20 protein-coding genes are annotated in these 25,099 nt (G+C 44.9%); 19 read left to right on the top strand and 1 reads right to left on the bottom strand.

Going from position 1 to position 25,099, the window contains the following annotated elements:
- Positions 1-7 precede the first annotated feature (7 nt).
- The 15 genes from VIG27_RS05080 (at position 8) to VIG27_RS05150 (ending at position 16,728) form a co-directional block, all read left to right on the top strand.
- Positions 8-1,693, top strand: a complete 1,686-nt coding sequence (locus tag VIG27_RS05080) for an adenylyl-sulfate reductase subunit alpha (protein WP_394525805.1) — start codon at positions 8-10, stop codon at positions 1,691-1,693.
- Positions 1,677-1,988, top strand: coding sequence for an indolepyruvate ferredoxin oxidoreductase subunit alpha (locus VIG27_RS05085; RefSeq protein ID WP_394525806.1), 312 nt, complete (start codon positions 1,677-1,679; stop codon positions 1,986-1,988). Before VIG27_RS05080 ends, VIG27_RS05085 begins: the two co-directional genes overlap by 17 nt.
- 11 nt (positions 1,989-1,999) lie before the next feature.
- Entirely contained in the window at positions 2,000-2,902 is a 903-nt protein-coding gene (gene cysD / locus VIG27_RS05090; RefSeq protein WP_394527409.1) for a sulfate adenylyltransferase subunit CysD, read from the top strand.
- Entirely contained in the window at positions 2,902-4,593 is a 1,692-nt protein-coding gene (locus tag VIG27_RS05095; RefSeq protein WP_394525807.1) for a sulfate adenylyltransferase subunit 1, read from the top strand. Before cysD ends, VIG27_RS05095 begins: the two co-directional genes overlap by 1 nt.
- Before the next feature lie 294 nt (positions 4,594-4,887).
- Complete coding sequence (locus VIG27_RS05100) at positions 4,888-6,273, top strand: efflux RND transporter periplasmic adaptor subunit (RefSeq protein ID WP_394525808.1); 1,386 nt, start codon at positions 4,888-4,890, stop codon at positions 6,271-6,273.
- A gap of 13 nt (positions 6,274-6,286) precedes the next feature.
- Complete coding sequence (locus VIG27_RS05105; RefSeq protein WP_394525809.1) at positions 6,287-7,081, top strand: ABC transporter ATP-binding protein; 795 nt, start codon at positions 6,287-6,289, stop codon at positions 7,079-7,081.
- The gene (locus VIG27_RS05110; RefSeq protein WP_394525810.1) at positions 7,071-8,279 is read left to right on the top strand and encodes an ABC transporter permease; all 1,209 of its coding nucleotides are present in this window, start codon (positions 7,071-7,073) and stop codon (positions 8,277-8,279) included. Before VIG27_RS05105 ends, VIG27_RS05110 begins: the two co-directional genes overlap by 11 nt.
- A 14-nt stretch (positions 8,280-8,293) precedes the next feature.
- Positions 8,294-9,505, top strand: a complete 1,212-nt coding sequence (locus VIG27_RS05115; protein ID WP_394525811.1) for an ABC transporter permease — start codon at positions 8,294-8,296, stop codon at positions 9,503-9,505.
- Between the two features lie 213 nt (positions 9,506-9,718).
- Complete coding sequence (locus VIG27_RS05120; protein ID WP_394525812.1) at positions 9,719-10,147, top strand: hypothetical protein; 429 nt, start codon at positions 9,719-9,721, stop codon at positions 10,145-10,147.
- The gene (locus VIG27_RS05125; protein ID WP_394525813.1) at positions 10,144-11,091 is read left to right on the top strand and encodes an ABC transporter permease; all 948 of its coding nucleotides are present in this window, start codon (positions 10,144-10,146) and stop codon (positions 11,089-11,091) included. Before VIG27_RS05120 ends, VIG27_RS05125 begins: the two co-directional genes overlap by 4 nt.
- 27 nt (positions 11,092-11,118) lie before the next feature.
- Positions 11,119-11,991 carry a diadenylate cyclase CdaA gene (gene cdaA / locus VIG27_RS05130; RefSeq protein ID WP_394525814.1) on the top strand — a complete coding sequence of 291 codons (873 nt, stop codon included), beginning with the start codon at positions 11,119-11,121 and terminating at the stop codon, positions 11,989-11,991.
- The gene (locus VIG27_RS05135) at positions 11,969-13,270 is read left to right on the top strand and encodes a YbbR-like domain-containing protein (protein WP_394525815.1); all 1,302 of its coding nucleotides are present in this window, start codon (positions 11,969-11,971) and stop codon (positions 13,268-13,270) included. Before cdaA ends, VIG27_RS05135 begins: the two co-directional genes overlap by 23 nt.
- A gap of 56 nt (positions 13,271-13,326) precedes the next feature.
- Positions 13,327-13,590, top strand: coding sequence for an HPr family phosphocarrier protein (locus VIG27_RS05140; protein WP_394527411.1), 264 nt, complete (start codon positions 13,327-13,329; stop codon positions 13,588-13,590).
- 34 nt (positions 13,591-13,624) lie between these two features.
- Positions 13,625-15,340, top strand: a complete 1,716-nt coding sequence (ptsP, locus tag VIG27_RS05145; protein ID WP_394525816.1) for a phosphoenolpyruvate--protein phosphotransferase — start codon at positions 13,625-13,627, stop codon at positions 15,338-15,340.
- A gap of 95 nt (positions 15,341-15,435) precedes the next feature.
- Positions 15,436-16,728, top strand: a complete 1,293-nt coding sequence (locus VIG27_RS05150; protein ID WP_394527413.1) for an O-antigen polymerase — start codon at positions 15,436-15,438, stop codon at positions 16,726-16,728.
- A 58-nt stretch (positions 16,729-16,786) separates the two neighbouring features.
- Here VIG27_RS05150 and VIG27_RS05155 read toward each other — a convergent pair whose 3' ends face one another.
- Positions 16,787-17,638 (bottom strand): AraC family transcriptional regulator, encoded by an 852-nt coding sequence (locus tag VIG27_RS05155; protein WP_394525817.1) that lies wholly within the window; start codon positions 17,636-17,638, stop codon positions 16,787-16,789.
- 225 nt (positions 17,639-17,863) lie between these two features.
- Between VIG27_RS05155 and dapF the strand changes: the two genes are divergently transcribed.
- From dapF to hisC, 4 genes are all read left to right on the top strand, one after another.
- A complete protein-coding gene (dapF, locus tag VIG27_RS05160; RefSeq protein ID WP_394525818.1) occupies positions 17,864-18,724 on the top strand; it encodes a diaminopimelate epimerase in 861 nt (286 codons plus the stop codon).
- A 253-nt stretch (positions 18,725-18,977) separates the two neighbouring features.
- Positions 18,978-22,718: an EAL domain-containing protein gene (locus VIG27_RS05165; RefSeq protein ID WP_394525819.1), complete on the top strand. Its 3,741-nt coding sequence runs from the start codon at positions 18,978-18,980 to the stop codon at positions 22,716-22,718.
- 92 nt (positions 22,719-22,810) lie between these two features.
- Positions 22,811-24,019 (top strand): pyridoxal phosphate-dependent aminotransferase, encoded by a 1,209-nt coding sequence (locus VIG27_RS05170; RefSeq protein WP_394525820.1) that lies wholly within the window; start codon positions 22,811-22,813, stop codon positions 24,017-24,019.
- Positions 24,016-25,074, top strand: coding sequence for a histidinol-phosphate transaminase (gene hisC, locus VIG27_RS05175; RefSeq protein WP_394525821.1), 1,059 nt, complete (start codon positions 24,016-24,018; stop codon positions 25,072-25,074). Before VIG27_RS05170 ends, hisC begins: the two co-directional genes overlap by 4 nt.
- Positions 25,075-25,099 lie beyond the last annotated feature (25 nt).

Genomic DNA, 25,099 nt, shown 5'->3' on the forward strand with positions numbered 1-25,099 from the left:
AGATAAAATGGATAGAAAATTGGGTCATACCGTCATTACAACGGATGTTCTTATTATAGGCGGAGGAACAGCCGGATGTTTTGCGGCTCTTACCTTGAGCCGGAATTCGGAGCTTTCCGTTGTCATAGCAGAAAAGGCAAATATAAAAAGAAGCGGCTGTCTTGCAGCAGGGGTCAATGCCATTAACGCCTATATCGTAAAAGGAAAAACTCCCCAGGATTATGTGGATTATGCAACAAAAGATGCAGGCGGAATCGTAAGGAAGGATCTGCTTTTAACGGCAGCGGAACGGTTTAATTCCGTGACGGAAAAAATGGAACAGCTTGGCCTTGTGATTTTAAAGGATGAGCAGGGAAATTATGCGGCAAGAGGAAACCGAAACATTAAAATCAATGGAGAAAACTTTAAGCCTCTCTTGGCAGATGCCGTCGAGAAAGCATCGGATGTAACCATCTTGAATAAAGTAAATATCACCGATCTGTTGGTGGAGGAAAATAAAGTCAAGGGTGCCATTGGGTTCAGCATCAAAGAGGAACGGGCCTATGAGATCAGAGCCCAGGCGGTGATCGTGGCAACGGGAGGTGCCGCCGGGCTTTATAAGCCCAATAATCCCGGATTTTCCCGCCATAAAATGTGGTATCCTCCATTCAATACAGGAGCCGGATATGCCATGGGGATTTTGGCAGGTGCGGAAATGACCACCTTTGAGATGCGTTTTATTGCATTGAGATGTAAGGACACCATCGCACCTACCGGCACCATTGCCCAGGGCGTGGGAGCAAAGCAGATCAATTCCCATGGCCAGGTCTATGAAGAGAAGTACGGCATTACCACCAGCGAACGGGTATACGGTACGGTCAGGGAAAACCAGATCGGAAACGGTCCCTGTTACTTGCAGACCAGTGTTATGGGAAAGGAAAAAGACGAGGAATTATTAAAAGCTTATCTCAATATGGCACCCAGCCAGACCTTAAAATGGCTGGAGAGCGGAAAAAATCCAAGTGAACAGGATGTGGAAATCTCAGGGACCGAACCGTATATTGTGGGAGGTCATACGGCAAGCGGTTACTGGGTGAATACAAAAAGAGAGACAACCATTGAGGGTCTGTATGCAGCAGGTGATGTGTCCGGCGGCTGTCCCCAGAAGTATGTGACCGGTGCACTGGCAGAAGGGGAGATCGCTGCTCTGGACATCATAAGCAAAGTACATAAAAACGTAGAGATTTCCGTAAATCCCGGATCTGTTGAGTCCAAAATCCTTGCGTACGAGGAGATCTTAAACCGGGAACATTCTGTATTTTCCGCGGAAGAGCTTGAAGAGGCCATGCAGAAGGTAATGGATGAGTACGCAGGAGGAATCTCCGCTCTTTACCAGTTTAATGAGAAGCAGCTTTCCCTGGCGGATGAAAAAATCACCCGGATCATGGACCTTGCAGAGAATTTAAAGGCAGAGGATATGCATGAGCTTTTGTTTGTTTATGAGCTTAAGGAACGGTTGATCGTCTGCCGGTCTGTGATCGCCCATTTGCTTCACCGCAAGGAAACAAGGTGGCATTCCTTTAACGAGAACCTGGATTATCCAGAAACCGACGATCATTACTATAAGTATGTAAATTCCAGGTTGGTAGACGGAACATTAAAGATGATCGACAGAGACATTGTTAAGGAGACAGAATATGAGCATAAGGATTGATTCAAAAAAATGTGTAGGCTGTCTGAAATGCCTCCAAGTCTGTCCAGGCAGTCTGATTGAAGAAAAAGACAAAAAGGCATACATCAAATACCCCAAGGACTGCTGGGGCTGTGTTTCCTGTGTAAAGGAATGCAGATTTTCTGCCATTGATTTTTATCTGGGAGCGGACATCGGCGGCAATGGGAGCACCATGAATGTGGTATATGAAGGAAGCATTCTTCACTGGAACATAAAAAGAAGTGACGGGACCGTAACAACCATTGATGTAGACAGCAAGGATTCAAACAAATATTAGGAGAGATGATGATGAGTGGATTATCCCATTTGGATGAGTTAGAAGCAGAAGCAATATATATTATCAGGGAGGTAGCAGCAGAGTGTGAGAATCCGGTCATGCTTTATTCCATTGGCAAGGACAGCTCGGTGATGCTGCATCTGGCAATGAAGGCATTTTATCCGGAGAAGCCTCCCTTTCCTTTTCTTCATGTCAATACTACATGGAAGTTTAAGGAAATGATTGAATTTCGGGACAGAACGGCTAAAGAGCTTGGAATCGAAATGCTCGAATACATCAATGAAGAGGGTGTGGCAAAGGGAATCAATCCCTTTGATCATGGCTCCTCGTATACAGATATCATGAAAACGCAGGCCTTAAAGCAGGCACTTAATAAATATGGGTTTACGGCAGCTTTTGGCGGCGGAAGGCGTGACGAAGAAAAAAGCCGCGCAAAGGAACGGATTTTTTCGTTCCGGAACGAGTCTCATGCCTGGGACCCGAAAAACCAACGGCCGGAAATGTGGAAATTATACAATACGGTGATAAACAAAGGGGAGAGCATCCGCGTCTTTCCTATCTCCAACTGGACAGAAAAAGATATCTGGCAGTACATAAAGCAGGAAAACATTCCCATCGTTCCCCTTTATTTTGCAGCCGAAAGGCCGGTCGTATATCGGGATGGCAATATCATTATGGTAGATGATGACCGGATGAAGCTGAAACCGGGTGAAGTCCCGGAGATGAAAAAAGTCCGTTTCCGGACTCTGGGCTGTTATCCTCTGTCCGGGGGAGTTTTATCCGAAGCGTCTACTTTGGATGAGATCATAGAAGAAACCTTAAGTTCTGTAGAATCAGAGAGAACCAGCCGCGTCATTGACAAAGACGGTGGAGCGGCCAGTATGGAAAAAAGAAAGAGAGAAGGGTATTTTTAATGAATGGATTGCTTAAATTTATCACCTGCGGCAGTGTAGACGATGGAAAGTCAACGCTGATCGGACATATTCTTTATGATTCCAAGCTATTATATGCAGATCAGGAAAAAGCGCTGCTTCTTGACAGCAAGGTAGGTTCCCGGGGCGGAGAGATTGACTATTCCCTTCTTTTGGACGGTCTGATGGCAGAAAGAGAACAGGGGATCACCATTGATGTGGCTTACCGTTATTTTACAACGGACAAGAGAAGCTTTATCGTGGCCGATACGCCTGGACATGAAGAATATACAAGGAATATGGCTGTCGGAGCCTCTTTTGCACAGCTGGCAGTTATATTGGTGGATGCCACTCAGGGGGTTCTGGTTCAGACAAGACGCCACGCAAGGATCTGCTCTTTAATGGGGATCAATCATTTTGTATTTGCAGTCAATAAAATGGACTTGGTGGATTACAGGGAAGACCGGTTCCTTGAAATAAAGAAGGATATTCTGGATTTGGCAGAGGAGCTGTCCTTAAAGAATGTCAAAATCATTCCGGTCAGTGCCACAGAAGGGGATAACGTAACGAAAAAGTCGGAACGTATGGATTGGTATCAGGAAGACATCTTAATGACACATTTGGAAACCGTAGATGTGTCAGAAAGCGACGAAGGTACGGATTTTTATATGCCGGTACAAAGAGTTTGCCGTCCCAGCCATGACTTCCGGGGGTTTCAGGGGCAGATTGAGTCTGGAAGCGTAAACATTGGCCAGAAATTAATCTCCCTGCCAAGCAATGAGAGCGCTTTGGTGGTACGAATCCTGGTTGGTGACAAAGACCAGACCCAGGCATTTGCGGGGCAGGCGGTCACCCTCCAGCTTGACCGGGAAATGGATGTCAGCCGGGGCTGTGTTTTGACAGACAAGGAAGAACTTCCGGTTGCAAAGAATGTTCAGGCCACCATACTATGGATGGATGATGAGCCATTAAGTGCAGGAAAGGATTATCTTGTAAAATTGGGAACCAAGATGATTCCTGGCATAATTAAGAACATTGTATACAAAATTGATGTGAATTCAGGGGATCATCTGCAGGTGGATCAGGTTTCTAAAAATGAAATCATTCTCTGTGAAATTGAATTTTCAGAAAAAATAGTGACCGATGAATTTAAGAAGCATAAGACCCTTGGAGAACTTATTATGATTGACCGGGTCAGCCATATGACTTCTGCCTGTGGAGTAGTAGAGCAGGTGGAGACCCTAAGTGAGAAACCCTATTTTGAAAAAGATTCCATTCGGGCAGGGGGATATATTTTTGAAGAGTTCTATTTTAACCTGGAAAATGCGTTTTTATCAAAAACAAAAACAAAAGACAGAACATTTCATGTGGGCGATCCCGTTCCTATCAGAGGTGACAGCTTCCATTATCCGGAGTTTTTTGATATCGTTGATGTGGAAGACAATGCCGCAATCCTGATCCGGAATGGAACGATTGCGGATATGATCGAATTAAAGGATTTTGAATATGCCGGACTCCCCATACTGGATGAAAGAGGGTTTGCCCTGGAAATAAAATCCAAGTCTGACTTTGATACATTTTTATGTGAATATAACCACATGGATAAGGATAGCAGAGGTTCCTTTGTCAATAAGTGGTCCAGATTTGAAACCTACCGGAGCATTGTGTGTAATGATAACTTCTGGATGATATAATTCAGAAGTGTATAATATTTTAAGTAAAAGCTTCCTGAATCTGTTTTCAGACAAGAAAATGGATTGGGAGGCTTTTCTTGTTCCTTCTCTGCAAAACAACAATCAGGCGAAGAATGGAAAGCTCTTGATGAGACCGGAACAAAAAAAGGTGGTTCTGCAAGAAAAGTGGAAAATTTTTCTGTTTAATGTAAGAAGTATAAATATTTAGAAAATTATAAGAAATTTATACTTAAAAATCTTGTGAACACCCGTTATAATGAAAAAAAGAATGTATGAACCAGGAGGGACAAAGGAATGAATCTATTTAAGCGAAAAGGCAAAGAAAATGGCGGAACATTGGAAGCGGAATCGCTGGCGGAGCCAATGCCCGATGAAGAATTTGACAAAGAACTGCAGAATCTGATGAAAGAGGAAAGCGGAGGAAGTAAGAAAAAAAAAGGAAGAAAAAAATGGAGCAAAAAAAGAAAGATAATCACCATAGGCGTGGTGGCTTTCTTTGGTCTCTTCCTTGTTTTTCAAGCAGCAGGAGGAGGAAGCAGTGCTATGATGGTTACGGTATCTCCTTTGGAGAAGGGAAACGTGGTCGAAGAACTTTCGGTCAGCGGACCTGTTCAGGGAACGGACAGTGTGGAGGTGGTTTCCAACCTTCACGCAGAGATCCTGGAACTGCCCATGAAGGAAGGGGACCGGGTGGAAAAGGGCCAGGTACTGGCTGTCTTAGATGATAAGGATGCGAAAAAAGAACTGGATATCGCTCAAAATGCCTATGACACAGCAGTCAGCACATATCAGGACAAACAGCGGGAGGCTGAAAACGGATATTCCAAGGCAAAGCAGGATTATGAGACTGCAAAAGCGAATTATAACCGGACCCTGACGCTGTTTCAGGCGGGAAGTGCTACCCAGGTGGAATTAGAAACCGCCTCCAATGCCATGGAGGATGCCAGAAGGCAGATGAATACATACACATTAAAAGACGGAAGACCGGTAGCCAACGAATCCTATGCTCTTCAGATTGAAAAAGAAGCCTTTGAAGTAGAACAGAAAAAAGAAGCACTTGCCAATACAAAGGTTACAAGCCCCATTGCCGGAACGGTTGTCCGTGTAAACTGTAAAGTGGGACGTTTTGCCGATAAAACCGACGATGATAAACCCATGTTCATCATCAACAATCTGGATGTCCTGGAAATGAAGATCAACGTCAGTGAATATTCCATCGGAAAGGTGGCTATCGGCCAGCCGGTAGAAATCACTGCCGACATCTTAAACGGAGAAGTGGTAAAGGGCGAGGTTACTTCGATCTCCCCCACCGGTGAAGAAAAAGGCAACGGCTCCACAGAACGTGTCATTCCTACCACCATACGGATCATTGATCAGAACAGCAGGCTGATTGCAGGTATCACGGCAAAAGCAAGGATCGAGCTGAACCGGGCGGAAAACGTATGGGTCGTTCCTTTTTCTAACGTGATCCAGAAGCCTGACGGAACCATGGCGATCGCTGTGGCAGAAGAGAATAAGGTGAAGATGATTCCTGTAAAGACCGGAGTGGAAAGTGACATTGAAACAGAAATCATCCCGGTCGAAGAAGGTGCCCTAAAGGAGGGGATGCAGGTGATAAATACTCCTTCTGATTTATTAAAGGATGGGATGGCGGTGGTGATTGCTCCGTCTGCTCAGTAAAGGGGGAGGCAGCATGTGGAAAAAGAAAGAAAAGCTTCCGTCCTATATAACGGAAAATGTCAATGATGATTTGATAAAACTGGTGGATATGGTAAAGGTTTATGACACCGGGTCCATTAAGGTGCTGGGTTTAAAGCGGATCAATCTAACGATCAAGCGGGGAGAGTTTGTTGCAATCATGGGACAATCCGGTTCCGGAAAATCAACACTTATGAACATCTTAGGCTGTCTGGACCGTCCCACCATGGGCCATTATTATCTGGATGGCATTGATACGGCCAACCTTCCGCCGGATGATCTGTCAGCCATCCGAAACCGGAAAATCGGGTTTGTATTCCAGTCCTTTAACTTGATATCCCGTACATCGGCGCTTAAAAATGTGGAGCTTCCGATGACCTATGCCCATATTTCAAAAAAAGCAAGGGAAAAGCGGGCGCTGGAGCTGCTTGACCGGGTAGGTCTTGGAACCCGGTATGAGCACATGCCCAATGAGCTTTCCGGAGGACAGCGTCAGAGAGTGGCCATTGCCAGGGCACTGGCCAATGAACCGCCCCTCATACTGGCCGATGAGCCTACGGGGAACCTGGATACGGCTTCCTCTGTGGAAATCATGGAATTGTTTTCCCAGCTTCATAAGGAAGGGGCGACGGTGGTTCTTGTAACTCATGAAGAAGATATCGCAGCATTTACAGAGCGGATCATTCGGTTTCGGGATGGGAAATTGGTAAGCGACACTCCCAATATTCCTCAAAACTTAACGCCGGAGGAAGCCGCCGCAATGCAGAAAGAGGGGCGTCATGCTGATTGAAAACATGAGTATGGCTTTTCAGGCGATAAAAGCCAATAAAATGCGGTCCTTTTTGACCATGCTTGGCATTATCATCGGGATCGGTGCTGTGATCGCCATTGCGGCGGTGGGGGACAGCATGAGAAACTTATTTGCGGATGCCTATAAAGATATCGGCTTTAACCGGGGCATCATCATGGTGTACTGGGGAGTGGATGATTTTCGTCTGTCTGACAATTTTACGAGAGATGAGATGGAACGGGTCAAGGAAATCTATAAGGACCGGATCGAGTACATCGACAGCAGTTCAGGAGAACAAACAGAGGCAGTCAATGGACGCAGAAAGGTCAAGTACCAGTTTCAGGGAGTGGATTATAACTATGGAGACGTGCAGCCTGTGAATATCATTTACGGACGGTTTTTCAATGAATCGGATGTAAAAGGTGCTCTCAATCATGTGGTTCTGGAAGACAAAGGGGCCATTCAGCTTTTTGGAACTGCAGACTGTGTGGGACGAACGTTTCGGATGACAGTGAAAAAAGTGACCCAGGAATATAAGGTGGTGGGAGTTTACCACAAAGACCTTTCTCCCATGGTAGCCATGATGCTGGGAACCGGGCAGACCCAGTCTGGATTTATTCCGGACACGGTACTGGTCAAACCCAATGATACCTTTCAGAATTTAAATTTTTACGCCCGGGACGGAGTGAATATGAAACAGCTGATGGCTGATATGACCCAATACGTTGCCAAGCTGAAAAACAGGCCGGAATCCGAAATCAGGGCGGAGTCGGTTGTGGAAGAAATGGGAAGTGCGGATGCTCAGCTGAGCGCCATGTCGGCGGCCGTGGGCGGGATCGCTGCCATTTCCCTTCTGGTAGGCGGAATCGGCATCATGAATATCATGATGGTTTCTGTCACAGAGCGGACCCGGGAGATCGGGATACGAAAGGCCCTGGGAGCGAGAACAAGAGACATTATGATCCAGTTTTTGACTGAATCGGCATTCTTATCAGCCAGCGGCGGCATCATCGGAATCATTCTGGGCATTTCTCTTGTAAAGATCGGCGGCGTTTTATTGAAAATGACGGTGGTGGTCAATCCGGCCGTGGTGGTGCTGGCGGTTGGCTTTTCCGCTCTGGTAGGTATTTTCTTTGGTCTCTATCCGGCCTCCAGGGCCGCCAAAGCAGATCCCATCGAGGCATTGCGTTATGAGTAAAAGGAGGAGGCATCATGCTATTTGAAAATATGAGTATGGCGGTACAGGCAATCAAGGCCAACAAGATGCGGTCCTTTTTAACAATGCTTGGGATCATCATCGGTATCGGTGCTGTCATTGCCATTGTATCCATTGGCGATACCATGCGTTTTATGGTGTCCGACCTTTATAAGAATGTGGGAATGACTCTTGCCTATGTGTATGTCTCGCCCCAGGATGGGGAAGATATGAGATCAGGGGATTATTTCAAGCTTGATGAAATCGACCGGATCAAGGAGGTATTTAAGGATGAGATCGCTTATATTGACAGCAGTCCCAGTTATAGTGCAGAAGCCATTAATGGCCGCACCAAGGTAAAATATAATTTTGAAGGGATAGATGCCAACTATCCCGATGTCAATGAAATCCATCTTATTTCCGGGCGCAATTTGAATGAAAGCGACATAAAGGCGAGGAAAAATAACGTGGTCCTGGAAGCAGAGGGAGCTAAGGAGCTGTTTGGTACGGAATATGCGGTAGGAAAAACGTTCCGCACCACCATTTATGGAGAAATCAGTTATTTCAATGTGGTAGGCGTGTACCGGCTGGATCAGACACCGATTGAAGCCATGATGATGGGAACCAGCAAAACAAAGGCAGGTTATCTTCCCTACACACTGCTGACCTGGCCCAATGACAGCATTTATAACATACGCGTGTACGCAAAAGAAGGAACCGATATGGACGCCTTTGCGACAAAATTCTCGGCTTATGTGGCCAAAACAAAGAACCGGAACAAAGAGGAAATAACCTTTTACTCAGCGGCTTCCGAGATGAAAAGTGTGGATACGGTGATGGTCGGATTGTCGGCAGCCGTAGGAGGGATTGCAGCCATTTCTCTGCTGGTAGGTGGAATCGGCATTATGAATATTATGCTGGTATCGGTTACTGAGCGGACCAGGGAAATTGGAATCCGTAAGGCCCTTGGAGCAAAAACAACGGATGTGCTGGTGCAGTTTTTAACGGAATCAGCCATTCTTTCTGCATTTGGAGGGATTCTGGGAATTGCAGCAGGAGCAGGTATTGTATTGCTGGGAGGAACCTTGCTTGGTATGCATGTGGTCATTAAGCCGCTTGTTATCATGGTGGCAGTTGGCTTTTCCGCTCTGGTAGGCATATTTTTCGGGATATATCCCGCTTCAAAAGCTGCCAAAGCAGACCCCATTGATGCTTTAAGATATGAGTAATCAGGCGCAGCGTGACCGCTGCGCTATTCTTTTATTTTCCGGAATCAGATGTGTATTATGATTGAGGGGAAGCCCAATGTCTGGTGAATGGCGCGGATAAGTTAAGCCGGCCCGGTTCATTACAAAATAATAAAAATTCCTTATTTGACTCGCAAAGTCTTAAGTTCTATGCTATAATAAATTGATATCTTATGGTATAGTGAGGAAAACCATATGCTTAGTGAAGAGAAAATAAAAATAATGACCAGTCTTGCCAGGTTTGAAAAGCATGAGGGAAAAAGGATCTTTTCCATTAACCGATATTTCAAAGGCGATTATATCGGCAATAAACTGTTTCAGTCCTTTTTCAGTTACACTCTGAGCTTTGTTTTATGCCTTGTGTTATGGGGACTGTATTATATGGAACGATGGCTTACTACGATGGATGTTAAGGTATTGACTGCCACCGGAATACGGGTCGGTATCATTTATCTTACAGGACTGGTGATTTACCTGGGAATCAGCTTTCTGGTATATAGAAAGCGGTATGAATATGCTGCCCGTGCGGGAAAAGTATACTTATCCAGACTGAAAAGACTGGACAAGCGGTACGAAGGGAATACCAGACCTTTAAAAAGAACAAAAGGAGGGCGGACATTATGATGGGCCTTCTTGTACTAAAAGAGCGGTTGAAAGAGTTTTACGCCAGATTTGATATTTATGTGACGCCTGTGATCAAGTTTATATTCAGCTGTATGGCATTTTTCCTGATGAACGGCAATATTGGATTTAACGCAAAACTGACAGAACCTTTTGTTCCGCTGGTTCTGGCTTTGGTGTGCTCTTTTTTGCCTTATGGAGCCATTTCATTTCTCTCAGCCGGATTCATGCTGCTCCATTTGTCTGGGATTTCCATTGAGATCACTCTGGTGATGGCCATTTTTTTCCTGGTCGTGGGACTTCTTTATTACGGATTTCAGCCTGGTGACAGCTATCTTCTGGTGCTGACTCCGATTTTTTTCCTTTTGAGAATCCCATATGCGATCCCGCTGATCGTGGGGCTTTCCGGAAGCGTTATTTCTGTTATTCCTGTAAGCTGCGGTGTTTTTATTTATTATACATTGCTGTATGTGAAGCAGAACGCAGGGGTTCTGACCAATGATATGTCTGTTGACGCGGTGCAGAAGTTTATGCAGCTGATGAACAGCCTGCTGGCTAATAAACAGATGCTGCTTATGGTTGCGGCATTCGCCCTGTCCCTGATTGTTGTAGTGATCATACGGAATTTATCCATGGATTACTCTTGGATCATAGCTATTATCGGGGGAACCATTACGCAGCTTGGTGTTATATTTATCGGTGATATTGTTTTGGATGTATCTGTTTCCGTCATCCGGCTTCTGCTGGGAATGCTGGTTTCCATCCTGATTGCTGCGATTTATACATTTTTTGTGTTTGCAGTGGATTATTCCCGGACAGAATACGTACAATTTGAAGATGACGACTATTATTATTACGTCAAGGCAGTTCCCAAGCTGACGGTCAGCACGCCTGATGTAAAGGTTCAGAAAATTAATGCCACAAAACTCCAAAAGCCGCAAAGGTAGCGAAGAAATCAAAGGGAGGTGGATTGGATGGCGAATTTTTTAGATGGAATGTATTCCTGGGTATCCTTTCTTCCCAGGATTTCAAAAACAAACCTGGTTGAGATCATAATTATAGCGTTTTTGCTGTACGAGCTGCTGACCTGGATCATGAATACTAGGGCATGGACCCTTCTTAAGGGGATCGTAGTAATCCTTCTTTTTTACGTCTTTGCTTATGTGTTCCGACTGGATAACCTTCTCTGGATACTGAATAAGATTGCGACTCCGGCAGTAACCATGGTGATAGTGATTTTTCAGCCCGAGTTAAGAAAGGCACTGGAACAGCTGGGAAGCAAGAATCCCTTTACCGGAATCCTGACCTTTGACGATGGAAAAGATAATTCGGGCTTTACCGATAAGACCCTCAATGAAGTGGTAAAGGCCACCTTTGAAATGGCCAAGGTGAAGACCGGTGCCCTTATGGTTATTGAACGGGGAGATTCTTTAAAAGAAATTGAACGGACAGGAATCGAAGTTGGTGCCATTGTCAGCAGTCAGCTTCTTATCAATATTTTTGAGCATAACACCCCTCTTCATGACGGTGCCATCGTGATCCGGGGCAATCGTGTGACTGCTGCGACCTGTTATCTTCCGCTGTCTGATAATATGACCATCAGTAAGGATCTTGGAACCAGGCACAGGGCGGCCGTCGGCGTAAGTGAAGTCAGTGACAGCATCACCATCGTTGTATCGGAAGAAACCGGGAAGGTGACGGTGGCGCTTGAAGGCGGTTTGAAACGAATCACAGATGCTGATATGCTGCGGTCTGTGCTTTCAGAGGTGAAGCAGACGGCAGAGGAAGGAAGCAGATTCAGGATTTTGAAGGGAAGGCGGAAGAATGAAGGAAAAGATACTAAATAATCTTGGTCTGAAGGTTGCGTCCCTGGTGCTTGCTTTTGCCGTTTGGATGGCAATTGTCAATATCTCCAATCCGATTGTTGATGACTCACAGGTGGTTACTGTTGAGGTCCGCAATGCCAATGTGCTGAAAGCCAATAATCTGACTTATGAGATTGTGGGCAAAGATGTGGTGACTGTCAGCTATCAGGTAAGAACAAGGGACCGTTCTCTTGTGAAAGCTTCGGACTTTCATGCGTATGTTGATTTAAAGGATTATAATGTGACCGGAGCCGTTCCGGTTACGGTTGAGATTAATAAAGATAAGGAAAATCTTGTCAAGAGTGATGCCATTACCGCAAAGCCGATGGTGCTGCGGGTGGATACGGAAGCTCTGCAGCGTAAGAAATTTGACTTACAGGTCAAAACAGAAGGCAATCCTGAGGAGGGATATGCCTGGGGCCCCATTCTTCCTTCTTCGGACAGTGTGACGGTAGAAGGCCCGGAATCCATTGTAGGCCAGATCAACCATGTGGGCGTGGAGGTCGATGTAGAGAATAAGAATGCAGATTTTGATGTGACTGCGGCACCGGTCCTTTATGATGCCAACGGCAACAAACTGGATTTTGGAGATAAGATAACCGTCAGCCCTCATGAGATAGAATGCCATGTATCTATTTTGAAGGCGAAAAATCTGTCTTTGAATTTTGAAGTGACTGGGGAAGTGGCAAAAGGATATCGGTATACAGGAGTGGAAAGCAGTGTGAAGTCTGTGCCGGTAGTCGGAACCAAATCCGTTCTTGCCTCCTTGTCCACGTTATCGGTTGCATCAGATAAGCTAAACATCAGCGGTGCGACTGGGGATAAAATCGTCCATCTCGATCTAAGCCAATATCTGCCTCCCAACACATCCGTTGTAGGCAATGAATATAAAAATGTTACGGTGAAACTCAAAGTAGAACCGCTGACGACCAGAACATTTACACTGGACTTGGAAAGTCTGGACAAATTGGGGATGGAAGCTGATTATGGTTACAGCTTCGACAAAAAAAACTCAGATGTCACCATCAGGGGATTGAAAGAGGATCTTGATTCTCTGGATATAAATAAACTGAATGCGATTCTTGATGTTACAAATTTTCATACCGGACAAAATCCGGGAGTCTTGAAATTTGAGATTTCTGGAGGCTTTGAAGTGGTTAGCTATACACCGTTCAATGTGACGCTGGCTCTTAAAGAGCCGGCAGCCGCAACGGTTGAAAGTTCCACAGCATCAACAACAGAAGCGACGGAGTCGCAATAGAAGGACTGTTCTTTCTTTTCAAGGAGAGAATGAGGAAGAAAGGGAGGGAATTCAGTATGGTCAGCGCTAAAGTTGCTATAAAGAACCCAACTGGTCTTCATTTAAGACCGGCAGGGATTCTTTGTAAGGAAGCCATGAACTTTAAATCCACAGTGAGTTTTCGTTTTAAGAATACCACTGCCAATGCAAAAAGCGTGCTTAGCGTATTGGGCGCCTGCGTAAAAAGCGGCGATGAGATAACCTTTATCTGTGAGGGGGCGGATGAAGAGGAAGCTCTGGCGGCCATGGTCAAGGCTGTTGAGGAAGGCCTTGGCGAATAGATGCCATTACAATAATTAATAAGGAGGAAATGCAATGTTTAAAGGAACAAATGCATCTGCGGGAATCGGCATTGGGAAAGCCGTAATCGTAGAAGAAACAGAACTGGTTATTAATAAAGGAAATGTAGAAGATACGGAAGCAGAAAAAGTCCGTTTTCAGGCAGCGGTAAAGCAGGCCATGGAGCAAACAGAGGCCCTGTCTAAGGATCTGGCAACAAGAGTTGGGGAAAAGGAAGCGGAGATTTTAAACGGACATATCCTTCTCCTTTCTGATCCTATGCTGATTGGTGAGATTGAGACTACGATTTCGGGGGAAAAAGTCAGCAGTGAATATGCGGTTGAAACCGTATGCAACACGTATGCAGATATGTTCGCTTCTATGGGCGATGAGCTTATGCAGCAGAGAGCTACCGATATGCGTGATATTAAGACACGAATCCAGAAGATCCTTCTGGGCGTAAGCTCTGTGGATATTGCCGCCCTTCCGGAGGGAAGTGTGCTCGTGGCCAGAGATTTAACGCCATCCATGACAGCAGGAATCAATCCGGCCAATGTGACCGGAATTGTGACAGAGCTGGGTGGAAAGACTTCTCACAGTGCAATTCTTGCAAGAGCTTTGGAAATTCCTGCGGTTGTTGCATTGGAGGGATTTTTGGGCAAGGTCAAGGACGGAGATGATGTTGTGTTAGATGGTTCCGACGGAACCGTTTTTGTCAATCCGGAAGAATCCGTCAGGGCAGACTATGCTGCAAAAAGAGAGAAATTCTTAAAAGAGAAAAAAGAGCTTGAGCAGTATATCGGAAAGCCAACCATTACCAAAGATGGTGTTACGGTTGAACTGGTAGCCAATATCGGAAAACCGGAAGATGTGGAAAAAGTTCTGCAGTACGACGGGGAAGGCGTTGGCTTGTTCCGTACTGAATTTTTATTTATGGACCGTTCAGCCATGCCCACCGAGGAAGAGCAGTTTGAGGCTTACAAAAAGGTTGCAGTTGCCATGAACGGCAAACCGGTCATTATCCGTACGTTAGATATTGGCGGAGACAAAGAGATTCCATATATGGGGCTTGTCAAGGATGAAAATCCATTCCTGGGCTATCGGGCCATTCGTTTTTGCTTAGACCGCAAAGAAGATGTATATAAGCCTCAGCTTCGTGCTCTTTTAAGGGCCAGTGCCTTTGGAAATATTAAAATCATGGTGCCTTTGGTGACCTGTATTGAGGAGATCAGAGAAGCAAAAGCACTTGTGGAAGAGATGAAAAAGGAACTGGATGAAAAAGGGATTGCTTATAAGAAAGACATCCAGATCGGTATTATGGTGGAGACAGCAGCCGCTTCTCTGATGGCAGATGTATTTGCAAAAGAAGTTGATTTCTTCAGCATAGGAACCAATGACTTAACACAGTACACCATGTCCGTAGACCGTGGAAACGATAAAGTCTCTTATTTGTATTCTCCGTTAAACCCTGCAGTGTTAAGAAGCATCCGTCATGTCATCGAATGCGGCCGAAAAGAAGGCATTATGGTGGGGATGTGTGGGGAAGCGGCCAGTGACCCGCTCATGATTCCTTTGCTTCTGGCATTTGGCTTGAATGAGTTCAGCATGAGTGCTTCCGCCATTTTGAATGCAAGAAAGCTGATTACCGGATACAGCACCAAGGAGTTACAGGAAATAGCAGATAAGGCCATGTCCTTTGCAACCACAAAGGAAATTGAAGATTATTTGAAAGAGTTCATCAGCCGTTCTTAATGAATTAAAGTGAAAAGGCAGCTGCCGCCTGGCGTTGGCTGCCTTTTTCCATAGAAAGGATGCGCTGTGATTTTTTACCAAAGGGGATTTGAATGATGAGTGTTTATCTGATCAGTTATGCAGCGTCTTTTTTGTTTGCAAGAGCAGGAGTTTATTGGCTGTCGGGCCTTGTTTTGATGCTGACAGCTCTTTTTCTGTACTGGTACGATTATCGGAGAACGGAAAATATTATTCATTTAAGGGGATTGTTTTCCTTATTCTGGGTAGGCGGGGAAGGCGTTGCCTGCCTAAAGCTGTCAGAACTGTCCAGCGACTGGAATATTATTACATGGCTCTGCTTTTTGGTGGCATTTCTCGGCTTTTGGGTTGCGTTTGAATTTATGGCGGGAATGCAGGGGGAAGCAGGCGGACGCCGATCCAGCTGGTTCAGCTTTAAAGGCTATGAAAAGCCGCTGTTTCTTTCCATGCTCCTGGTTACGTTTCTCTCCGTGGCAGCGTTTATCATTGAGGCGGTGGTGCTGGGATTTATCCCGTTTTTTGTAAAGGGAGTTCCCCATGCTTACTCCTCCTTTCATATTACCGGACTACATTATTTTACGGTATCAAGCGTATTGGTACCTGCAATATCAGTCCTGTATTTCAGCATAGAGCAGGGGAGGAACAGCTTTCGGTTTGTAGTGGCAATCCTGATGAACATCATTGCCTGTGCCATCCCTGTGCTGTGCGTATCCCGTTTTCAGCTGATTCTGGCGGTGGGCCTGGCGGTCCTCACCTACATTGCCATGGAGCACAGACTTAGAATCCTCTATGCGGTGGGACTGGCGCTTGGAATGATTCCGATTTATGTGCTCCTTACCATAGCAAGAGGCCATGATGTGACGTATTTAAACGGCATCTTTCAGATGAAGAACAGTCATATGCCAATCTTCATCACTCAGCCGTATATGTATATAGCTAATAATTACGATAATTTCAACTGCATGGTGGAGTGGCTTCCTTCCCATACCTTTGGTCTTCGCATGCTGTTTCCTTTATGGGCGCTGACCGGACTGAAATTCCTTGTTCCGGCCCTTGTTGACTTTCCGATTTATGTGACAAAGGAAGAACTGACAACGGTTACACTGTTTTATGATTCCTTTTATGATTTTGGCATTGTTGGAGTTCTGCTTCTTGGGTGTATTCTGGGAATCGCCGCATTTTTCCTGATGCGTATGGTCAAGCGGGTCCGTAACCCCATTGGCTATCTGTTCTACGCCCAGTTTGCCATGTATATGATCCTGTCATTTTTTACCACCTGGTTCAGCAATCCGGCCACCTGGTTTTATCTTGGAATGACCGGTGTCTTGTATGTGTTCTGCTCCTGGCGAAACGATGGAAGACACGGTTGAATGGAGATATTGCTGCAAAAAAAAGATGCGTTTTAATTCGGCGCATCTTTTTTGCTGTCTAAAAAAGCTGAGATTCTTTTATTGTTTCAGAAGGTGAAATGTGAAAATGCTTTTTGTACGCCCTGGAAAAGGTGGAGTAATTTTTAAAACCGCTTTGAAAGCAGACTTCGGTGACAGAAAGTCCTCTCCGCAAAAGGTCTCTGGCCAGCAGCAGCCGTTTTTCTGTGATATAGTCAAAAAGCGTGTAACCGGTTTCCTCTTTGAACAGATGCATCAGATGGTATCTGCTGATATAACAGGATTCTGCGATAGCGTCTACGGACATATCTTCTATTAGATGGCTGTTGATATAATCCATAATGGCCAATATCCTTCGGTCTCCGGTGGCCGGGGATAAATATTTTACAAGATTTGTCAGAGAAGCCCGGTTTAGCTGGATTATGAATTCCAGAAAAAGCACCTGACAGTATAAGTCTCTGGCATACCCGTCATGAGTGCACGCATATTCCAGATCCGTCAGTGTGCGGTACAAACTGCTTTTTTCCATGGAATGAAGCCGGAGTACATGAGAATGAAGTTCTTTGGATTTTTTAAAGCAGGCACTGAGATCATAAGTGTCTGACTGATATGCCTGTAAAAAGCCGGGAGACAAATATACAATGATTCTCTCATAGGGAACAGAGGGATCAATATCCGGCTTATGGATATCATTGTGATTTACCAGCAGGATGTCATAGGGTTCCAATTGATAGGCACAGCCTTCGATCCGATAGGTTACGTTTCCTTGAATGAAAATGATGATTTTATCAAAATCATGGTAATGGTATTCAAAATCCTGTTTCTTTGTGTCAATAAGATGAAACAGCTTAAAATCACTGTTTAAATATCCCCGTTTTTCATAGTTATCCATTGGTGGCGGCTCCCTCCTTTTCTTTCTTTTATAATACAACACTATTTGCAATATAAAAAGCATTATATTGGTAGAAATGATAAAATGTGCTGTATATAATAAAATTATATCGCTTTTGTTTCAAACAGGTAAAAGGAAAATCAACATGAAAAACGTTGTGCAGGCGGGGATTTCATAGAAAGACCTAAGTAACGGTAATGCCAAACGCAGGAAAGGAGTTTTATAATGAATATAACTTTGGAAAAATACCATGGACTGGGAAATGATTATCTCATCTTTGATCCCAATAAAAATGATTTGAAACTGACGAAAGAAAATATCCGTCTGATCTGTAACCGTAATTTTGGTGTGGGGTCTGACGGGCTTTTGGTGGGACCGATTCTTGGCCAGGATAAGCTGGAAGTAAAGATTTTAAATCCGGACGGAAGTGAAGCAGAAATCAGCGGCAATGGAGTCCGTATTTTTGGCAAGTACTTAAAGGATGCGGGATATGTGCAGAAGAACCGCTTTATCATCAATACATTAAGCGGACAGCAGACGCTGCAGTACTTAAATGAAGAGGGAACCAAAATCAAAGTTTCTATGGGGAAATTAAGCTTTTACAGCGATGAAATTCCTGTAACGGGACCGAGAAGAGAAGTGTTAAATGAGACCATGATGTTTGGCAGTATTCCTTACCGGGTTACCTGTGTAAACATAGGAAATCCTCATTGCGTGATCTGGTTAAACGATATTTCAAAAGAGCTGGTATGCCGGATCGGGAAATATTCGGAATCCGCGGAGTATTTTCCGGAAAAGATCAATACCCAGCTTTTAAAGGTGGTAGACCGTACTAATATTGAGATAGAAATCTATGAACGGGGCGCCGGATATACCCTTGCTTCCGGAACCAGCGGCTGTGCAGCTGCAGGTGCCGCCTATCGGATGGGCCTGACTGATCCAAAGATGTATGTGCATATGCCCGGCGGAGTCTTGGAGGTTGAGATTGAAGAAGACGGCAATGTGCTGATGACGGGAGAAGTAGGATATGTAGGCAGATTTTCACTTTCTCATGAACTGACAGAGCAGCTGAAAGCACTTCAGTAGGGGCAAGAAATAAATACTTCGTTAAAATCTGGTATATGCAGATTATTTTTCCTTCCTATCTTATAATTTTATTATATATTTGTACATTTTTTTCTTATAAAACCAGACTTTATGAATATTATTAAAAGATTATGCATAAAAATACTGATTTATTCAACTGCGAATCTGTTGACGGAAACCGCATTTTCATACTATAATATTACAATAGTTTAGTAGGTGCGTAGTTAATGAGATGCAGGAGAGGCGGAAATGTATGAACCAAATGTCGGCTGATAATGGAGAGGCCGGTATCTGTATCATAGACCAGGATTACAGAATCATTTACATGAATGATAGGGCGAAAGCCTATTATCCCAATCTAAAAACAGGAATGTACTGCCTGGATGAGTTGGGGAGTGATTCTGCATTCTGTAAGGTCTGGCCGGAGCTTCATAAGGATTCCGGACATATGATATTTTACGATGCTGCCTCCAGGCTGTGGCTGAATCTATCCTCGGGACTGATTGACTGGCCGGGGTATGAGGGGAGCAGGCTGATCATGTTCCGGCCTGTAGTGGAACAGAATCGAAATTTATTTTATAATTTAACAGATAATACCGTATACGATGAATTATTTGAACTTCATATATGGTCCAATACCTATAAGATTCTGTTCTGTGAAAAAGACAAATTCAAAATTCCTGCTTCGGAGGGAGTGCTGGACCAGATGTATGCAGAGGTGGCAGAAACGATGCTCCACCCTGATGACAGAAAAGCGTTTCGTGAATTTTGGGAATGTACAAGTCTTTTGGATCGTTTGAACTCCAATGGAAGGATCATGAAAGGAGAATTTCGTAAGCAGCTCTTAGACGAAAGCTATCGCTGGGTCCGTTTAAGCGCGGTTTTGTTTCGGGACGAAAGCTGTGAAGGTCCCATCATCATGTGCTACGTCCAGGATATAGATAACTTAAAAAAGAAGGAAGAGGAACAGAAACTACAGCAGGAAAAGAGAGATGAGACAGACTCTTTAACGGGGCTTCTCCGGTACGGTCCTTTTTTTGAGAAAGCAAGACGTTTTCTCGAGCGGAAGCCGGAAGCCCCCTATTTTATGGTTGCCATTGATATCGAGCATTTTAAACTCTACAATGAATGGTACGGGGAGAAAGAAGGAGACCGCTTCCTGATTAAGATCAGCGGATATTTAAAGGAGATGGAGGGGACTTTTGAATCCATAGCAGGTTATATGGGAGGGGATGATTTTGTTATCATTCTGCCTCAGGACCTGTCCCTGTTAAATCAGCTGGAGCATCAGATCAACTGCTATGCAAGGCAGTATGGCGGCTATGGAGGATTTCTTCCGGCCTTTGGTGTGTATTCTATCAAAAACCGGTATCTTTCGGTCAGTACGATGTACGACCGTGCGATCATTGCATTGAATTCCATAAAAGGCAACTATGCCAAGCGGATTGGCTGGTATGATCCTGGAATGAAACAGAAGATGGAGGATGACCAGGTGCTTTTGTCTGAGATCCAGAGAGCTCTTGAGAATCAGGAATTTATCTTTTATGTTCAGCCTCAGTGCAATATGCTGACAGGAAAGATCATCGGCATGGAATCTTTGGTCCGCTGGCAGCATCCGGTCCGGGGAATCATTTCTCCTGGTGAATTTATCCCTCATCTGGAGCGGAACGGCTTTATCATCCATTTGGATCTTTATATATGGGAGATGGTTTGCCGTCAGTTCAGTTCCTGGATCAAGGCAGGATGTCATCCGATTCCGATTTCCGTCAATATGTCCCGCATGGATATCTATGGCATCAATGTAGTCGAAAAATTCAAGCAGCTGGTAAAACAGTATGAGATTGATCCCAAGTATCTTGAGATTGAGATTACAGAAAGTGCTTATGCAGAAGATTATGAACTGATCCGGAAGGTTGTTGAAGATCTCCGGAAAGCCGGATTTCCGGTATTTATGGATGATTTTGGAAGCGGCTATTCTTCCCTTAACATGCTCAGGGATGTGAATGTGGATGTCATAAAGATCGACACCAAATTTCTGGATATGAACGAAAACAGCAAGAGACGGGGAATGGGGATTTTGGAGACCATTGTAAGAATGGCCAGGGTCATGCAGTTTAAGGTCATTGCAGAAGGGATTGAAGAGAAGGAGCAGGCGGATTTTCTCATCAATATCGGGTGCATATACGGCCAGGGATATTATTATTACAAACCCATGTCTGTGACAGAAATGGAAGAACTATTAAAAAATGACAGCAATCTGGACTATAGGGGGATTCAGGCCCGTCAGATGAGGGAACTGAAACTGGAAGATCTGTTTAATGAAAACATCACCAGTGAAGCCATGATGAACAACGTGCTGGGAGCTATTGCTCTTTATGAGGTATACGAAGACAACTGCGGGCTTCTTCGGGTGAATGAAGAATATTACCGTATTACCGGGGATAATCCTGTGGATTTGGGGGAGAGCAGAGAGTTCCTGCAGCAAAAGGTCTATCAAGATGACCGGGACCGGGTACTTCGTATTTTTGAGAATGCATATAAGAGTCCGGTTCACGGGGCGGAAGGAATCTTCAGGCGTTTGCGGTTAAGCGGAGAGTTTATGTGGATTCACCTGCGTGTATTCTTTTTACGGGAGCAGGATGGGCGGTGCCTTTATTACGGAACAGTCCGGGATGCCACCGAGCAGATGGAGCAAAGAAAAAAACTGGAGGACTCCCAGAAGATTCTGAGTGAAGTGATGAAGCTTGCAGGGCTTATGGGTATATACTGCGAAGAGGACCTTCCCCTGTACTTTGCCAATAATGAGATGCTGCATTTAATGGGATATGATACTTACGAGATGTTCATAAGGGATATTGGAGGAAGAATCATTGACATCATTCACCCAGAGGACAGAGAGACCCTTCGGGAAAAAGTCTTGCGCTGCAGTGTTCCCGGCATGGAATATCGGTTTCGCTACCGGATCAGGAAACGGGATAGAAGTTTTATGTGGATTATGACCAAAGGCCGCTTCATACAGGCGGAAGATGGAAGAATGGCGGTCATAAGTGCGTGTATGGACATTACAGATGCGGTTCTTGCCGAGCAGAGTCTGAAACATACGGTAGAGATTTTGGAAAATAAGGAGGATGAACTGGATTTTTTAAGCTCCTGTATACCGGGAGGATATGTTCGCTTGGGCAAAACCAGGGACATGGAGTTTCATTATACCAGTTTGGGGTTTCAAGAAATCACCGGATATACAAAAGAGGATCTGTCTGTTCAGTTTCATGGAAATTTTGCAGATATGGTCCACCCGGATGAACGGGAAAGGATTTTTCATATGATGCAGCAGTTAAAACCGGGAAAAACCTTGTGGGATATAAAGTGCCGGGTGCTGACCACCCATGGCTATATTCAGGCATTGTTTCATTTCAGGCTGTCTGAAAAGAACCGGGAGTCTCTGTATGGGGTGATGCTGAATACAGAGGATTGGAAAAGAGTTTCATTGAAGGAAGCATTCCTTGAAGATATGACGAGCCGCAGGGAGACCGGGGACTTTCCAATCTCCTCACCGGTAAGGGGACTGCCGGACCGGGCGCTTGCTGTTGCCATGATGAATGAATACCTGGGTTGCCGCAGATTCCAGACCTCTGCGCTGGTTCTTTTTGAACTGAGCCGGCCGGAAAAACAGAGAATAGAAGACGGCAGAGATTCAAAAGCACTGTTTAGCAGGCAGGCGGACCGGCTGAAACGCTTCTTCCGGCAGGAGGATATCATCTGTCTGAATGGCGGCTATGAAGTGATGGTGCTTTGTAAAAATATTCGGGAAGAGGATGCGGAGAATAAAAAGGAGCGGATTACGCAGATGCTGAACCAAGAGATGTCTGCCAAAGAGAGAAAGTTTTTTTTGCCGGTGCGTGCGGGATATACCATGATTTCCATGGAGGATTCTGATTTTGAACGCTGCTATGAAGCGGTCAGAAGTGTTTTTGAAAAGGATTTTTTGCTTTAAAGTGAAAAAGTAAAAAAATAGAATAGACCCTTTCCTGCACTTGTGATATAATTCCCATAAAATCATTTCAGGATAAAGGAAGGAATAAGATTATGATAGCAGACAAGATGAGACCCCTTGTAGAAAATAATTCCGCAATCCGTGCCATGTTTGAAGAAGGAAAGAAGATGGCTCTGCTTTATGGCCGGGAAAATGTGTATGACTTCAGTCTGGGAAATCCCAATGTACCCGCTCCAAAAGCGGTCAATCAGGCGATTCTGGACATCATCAAAGAGGAAGAGACCACGTTCGTTCATGGCTATATGAGCAATGCGGGATATGAGGATGTAAGAGCTGCGGTAGCCGGTTCCTTAAACCGGAGGTTTGGGACTCATTTTCATCTGGAAAATATTCTTATGACGGTTGGAGCTGCCAGCGGTATGAATGTGATTTTAAAAACCATACTGGATCCGGGAGATGAGGTGGTGGTTTTCGCCCCTTATTTTATGGAATATGGCTCTTATGTGAGAAACTATGACGGTGTGCTTGTGGTGGTACCTCCGGATACCAAAACCTTTTATCCGGATCTTGAGGAATTTGAGCGGAGGATCACAAAAAAGACAAAGGCCGTAATCATCAATACGCCTAACAATCCCACCGGAGTCATTTATTCTTCAGGGACTCTGGAGAAAATCGCAGGGATCATGGAAAAGAAGGAAAAAGAGTATGGCAAGTCCATCGTGCTCATTTCCGACGAACCATACAGAGAACTGGCATATGACGGAGCAGAAGTCCCTTATGTGACTCCGTTTTATCACAATACCTTTGTCTGCTACTCCTACAGCAAATCCTTATCCCTTCCGGGAGAGCGGATTGGTTACCTTGTGATTCCCGATGAAGTCGATGACTCCCAGAAGGTGATTGCTGCGGCAACCATCTCAAACCGGGTGCTTGGGTGTGTCAATGCCCCATCCCTGATGCAGAGGGTGATCATGCGCTGCTTGGAGGAGCAGGTGAATCTGGAAGCCTACAACAGAAACAGGGAACTTCTTTACAATAGTTTGAAGGAGTATGGGTTTGAATGCATAAAACCGGAGGGGGCGTTCTATTTGTTTGTGAAGGCTCCGGTGGATGATAAGGAATTCTGCGGGTATTGTAAGGAACACCGGGTGCTTTTGGTTCCCGGAAGCTCCTTTGCATGCCCGGGCTACGTGCGGATCGCATACTGCGTTTCTTATGACCAGATCGTCCGTTCTCTTCCGGCATTTAAAAAAATAGCAGAAGCTTATGGACTGATGGAACGTAAGGAGGGAGCAGAATGAGAGCATGGGAGAAAAACATACGAAGGGTCGCTCCTTATGTGCCCGGAGAACAGCCAAAGAGTGAAAAGCCGATCAAGCTGAATACCAATGAAAATCCATACCCCCCGGCTCCGGGGGTGAAACAGGCGTTCAAAGAGATGGACGCCGGCCAGTTCCGCAAATATCCGGATTCCACTTCTTCAGAGCTTATAAAGGCTCTTTCTGAATATTATCAGGTGGAAGAGAATGAGGTTTTTGTGGGGGTGGGGTCTGATGATGTGATCGCCATGGCTTTTATGACCTTTTTTAATTCCGAGCTGCCCATATTGTTTCCGGATGTAAGCTATTCCTTTTACAAGGTTTGGGCGGATTTGCTTCATATTTCTTATGAAACACCGGCTCTTGATGAAAATTTTTGTATTCATAAGGAAGATTATTATAAGGCAAATGGGGGCATCATATTTCCGAATCCCAATGCTCCCACCGGTTTGCTTCTTCCTTTGGAAGAGGTGGAGGATATCATTGCCCATAATCAGGATTCCGTAATCATCGTCGATGAAGCCTACATTGATTTTGGCGGTGAAAGCGCCGTGAGACTCACCCGGAAATACGAGAATCTTCTGGTGGTGCAGACCTTTAGCAAATCCCGTTCCTTAGCGGGGCTGAGAATCGGATATGCCATCGGGCATCCGGATTTAATCCGGGCGGTCAATGATGTGAAAAATTCCTATAATTCCTATACCCTGAACATGCCTTCTATAAAATTAGGCGCAGAGGCGGTAAAGGATGAAACGTATTTTAAAGAGAGCCTTGAACGAATTGTAAAAACAAGGGAAGAGTCCAAGTTAAGGCTTAAAAAACTTGGGTTTTCCTTCCCGGATTCCATGGCGAATTTTATTTTTGCAACCCACAAAGACCGGAGTGCAAAAGACATATATAAGGCTCTGCGTGAGAACCACATATATGTCCGTTACTTCGATCAGCCAAGACTTGACAACCATCTGCGCATTTCCATCGGTACGGATGAGGAAATGAAGAAATTTTTTGAGTTTTTAGAGGTTTTTCTTTCGGATTAATTCGTTTGTCAAAAAGCCGTTGGGA

The sequence above is a fragment of the Lacrimispora sinapis genome (assembly GCF_043633585.1).
GTDB classification, from domain to species: Bacteria; Bacillota; Clostridia; order Lachnospirales; family Lachnospiraceae; genus Lacrimispora; species Lacrimispora sinapis.

Excerpts from the sequence above, each read along its gene's own strand:
- VIG27_RS05080 (WP_394525805.1), top strand. The coding sequence starts at position 8 with ATGGATAGAAAATTGGGTCATACCGTCATTACAACGGATGTTCTTATT.
- VIG27_RS05085 (WP_394525806.1), top strand. The coding sequence starts at position 1,677 with ATGAGCATAAGGATTGATTCAAAAAAATGTGTAGGCTGTCTGAAATGC.
- cysD (WP_394527409.1), top strand. The coding sequence starts at position 2,000 with ATGAGTGGATTATCCCATTTGGATGAGTTAGAAGCAGAAGCAATATAT.
- VIG27_RS05095 (WP_394525807.1), top strand. The coding sequence starts at position 2,902 with ATGAATGGATTGCTTAAATTTATCACCTGCGGCAGTGTAGACGATGGA.
- VIG27_RS05100 (WP_394525808.1), top strand. The coding sequence starts at position 4,888 with ATGAATCTATTTAAGCGAAAAGGCAAAGAAAATGGCGGAACATTGGAA.
- VIG27_RS05105 (WP_394525809.1), top strand. The coding sequence starts at position 6,287 with ATGTGGAAAAAGAAAGAAAAGCTTCCGTCCTATATAACGGAAAATGTC.
- VIG27_RS05110 (WP_394525810.1), top strand. The coding sequence starts at position 7,071 with ATGCTGATTGAAAACATGAGTATGGCTTTTCAGGCGATAAAAGCCAAT.
- VIG27_RS05115 (WP_394525811.1), top strand. The coding sequence starts at position 8,294 with ATGCTATTTGAAAATATGAGTATGGCGGTACAGGCAATCAAGGCCAAC.
- VIG27_RS05120 (WP_394525812.1), top strand. The coding sequence starts at position 9,719 with ATGCTTAGTGAAGAGAAAATAAAAATAATGACCAGTCTTGCCAGGTTT.
- VIG27_RS05125 (WP_394525813.1), top strand. The coding sequence starts at position 10,144 with ATGATGGGCCTTCTTGTACTAAAAGAGCGGTTGAAAGAGTTTTACGCC.
- cdaA (WP_394525814.1), top strand. The coding sequence starts at position 11,119 with ATGGCGAATTTTTTAGATGGAATGTATTCCTGGGTATCCTTTCTTCCC.
- VIG27_RS05135 (WP_394525815.1), top strand. The coding sequence starts at position 11,969 with ATGAAGGAAAAGATACTAAATAATCTTGGTCTGAAGGTTGCGTCCCTG.
- VIG27_RS05140 (WP_394527411.1), top strand. The coding sequence starts at position 13,327 with ATGGTCAGCGCTAAAGTTGCTATAAAGAACCCAACTGGTCTTCATTTA.
- ptsP (WP_394525816.1), top strand. The coding sequence starts at position 13,625 with ATGTTTAAAGGAACAAATGCATCTGCGGGAATCGGCATTGGGAAAGCC.
- VIG27_RS05150 (WP_394527413.1), top strand. The coding sequence starts at position 15,436 with ATGAGTGTTTATCTGATCAGTTATGCAGCGTCTTTTTTGTTTGCAAGA.
- VIG27_RS05155 (WP_394525817.1), bottom strand. The coding sequence starts at position 17,638 with ATGGATAACTATGAAAAACGGGGATATTTAAACAGTGATTTTAAGCTG.
- dapF (WP_394525818.1), top strand. The coding sequence starts at position 17,864 with ATGAATATAACTTTGGAAAAATACCATGGACTGGGAAATGATTATCTC.
- VIG27_RS05165 (WP_394525819.1), top strand. The coding sequence starts at position 18,978 with ATGAACCAAATGTCGGCTGATAATGGAGAGGCCGGTATCTGTATCATA.
- VIG27_RS05170 (WP_394525820.1), top strand. The coding sequence starts at position 22,811 with ATGATAGCAGACAAGATGAGACCCCTTGTAGAAAATAATTCCGCAATC.
- hisC (WP_394525821.1), top strand. The coding sequence starts at position 24,016 with ATGAGAGCATGGGAGAAAAACATACGAAGGGTCGCTCCTTATGTGCCC.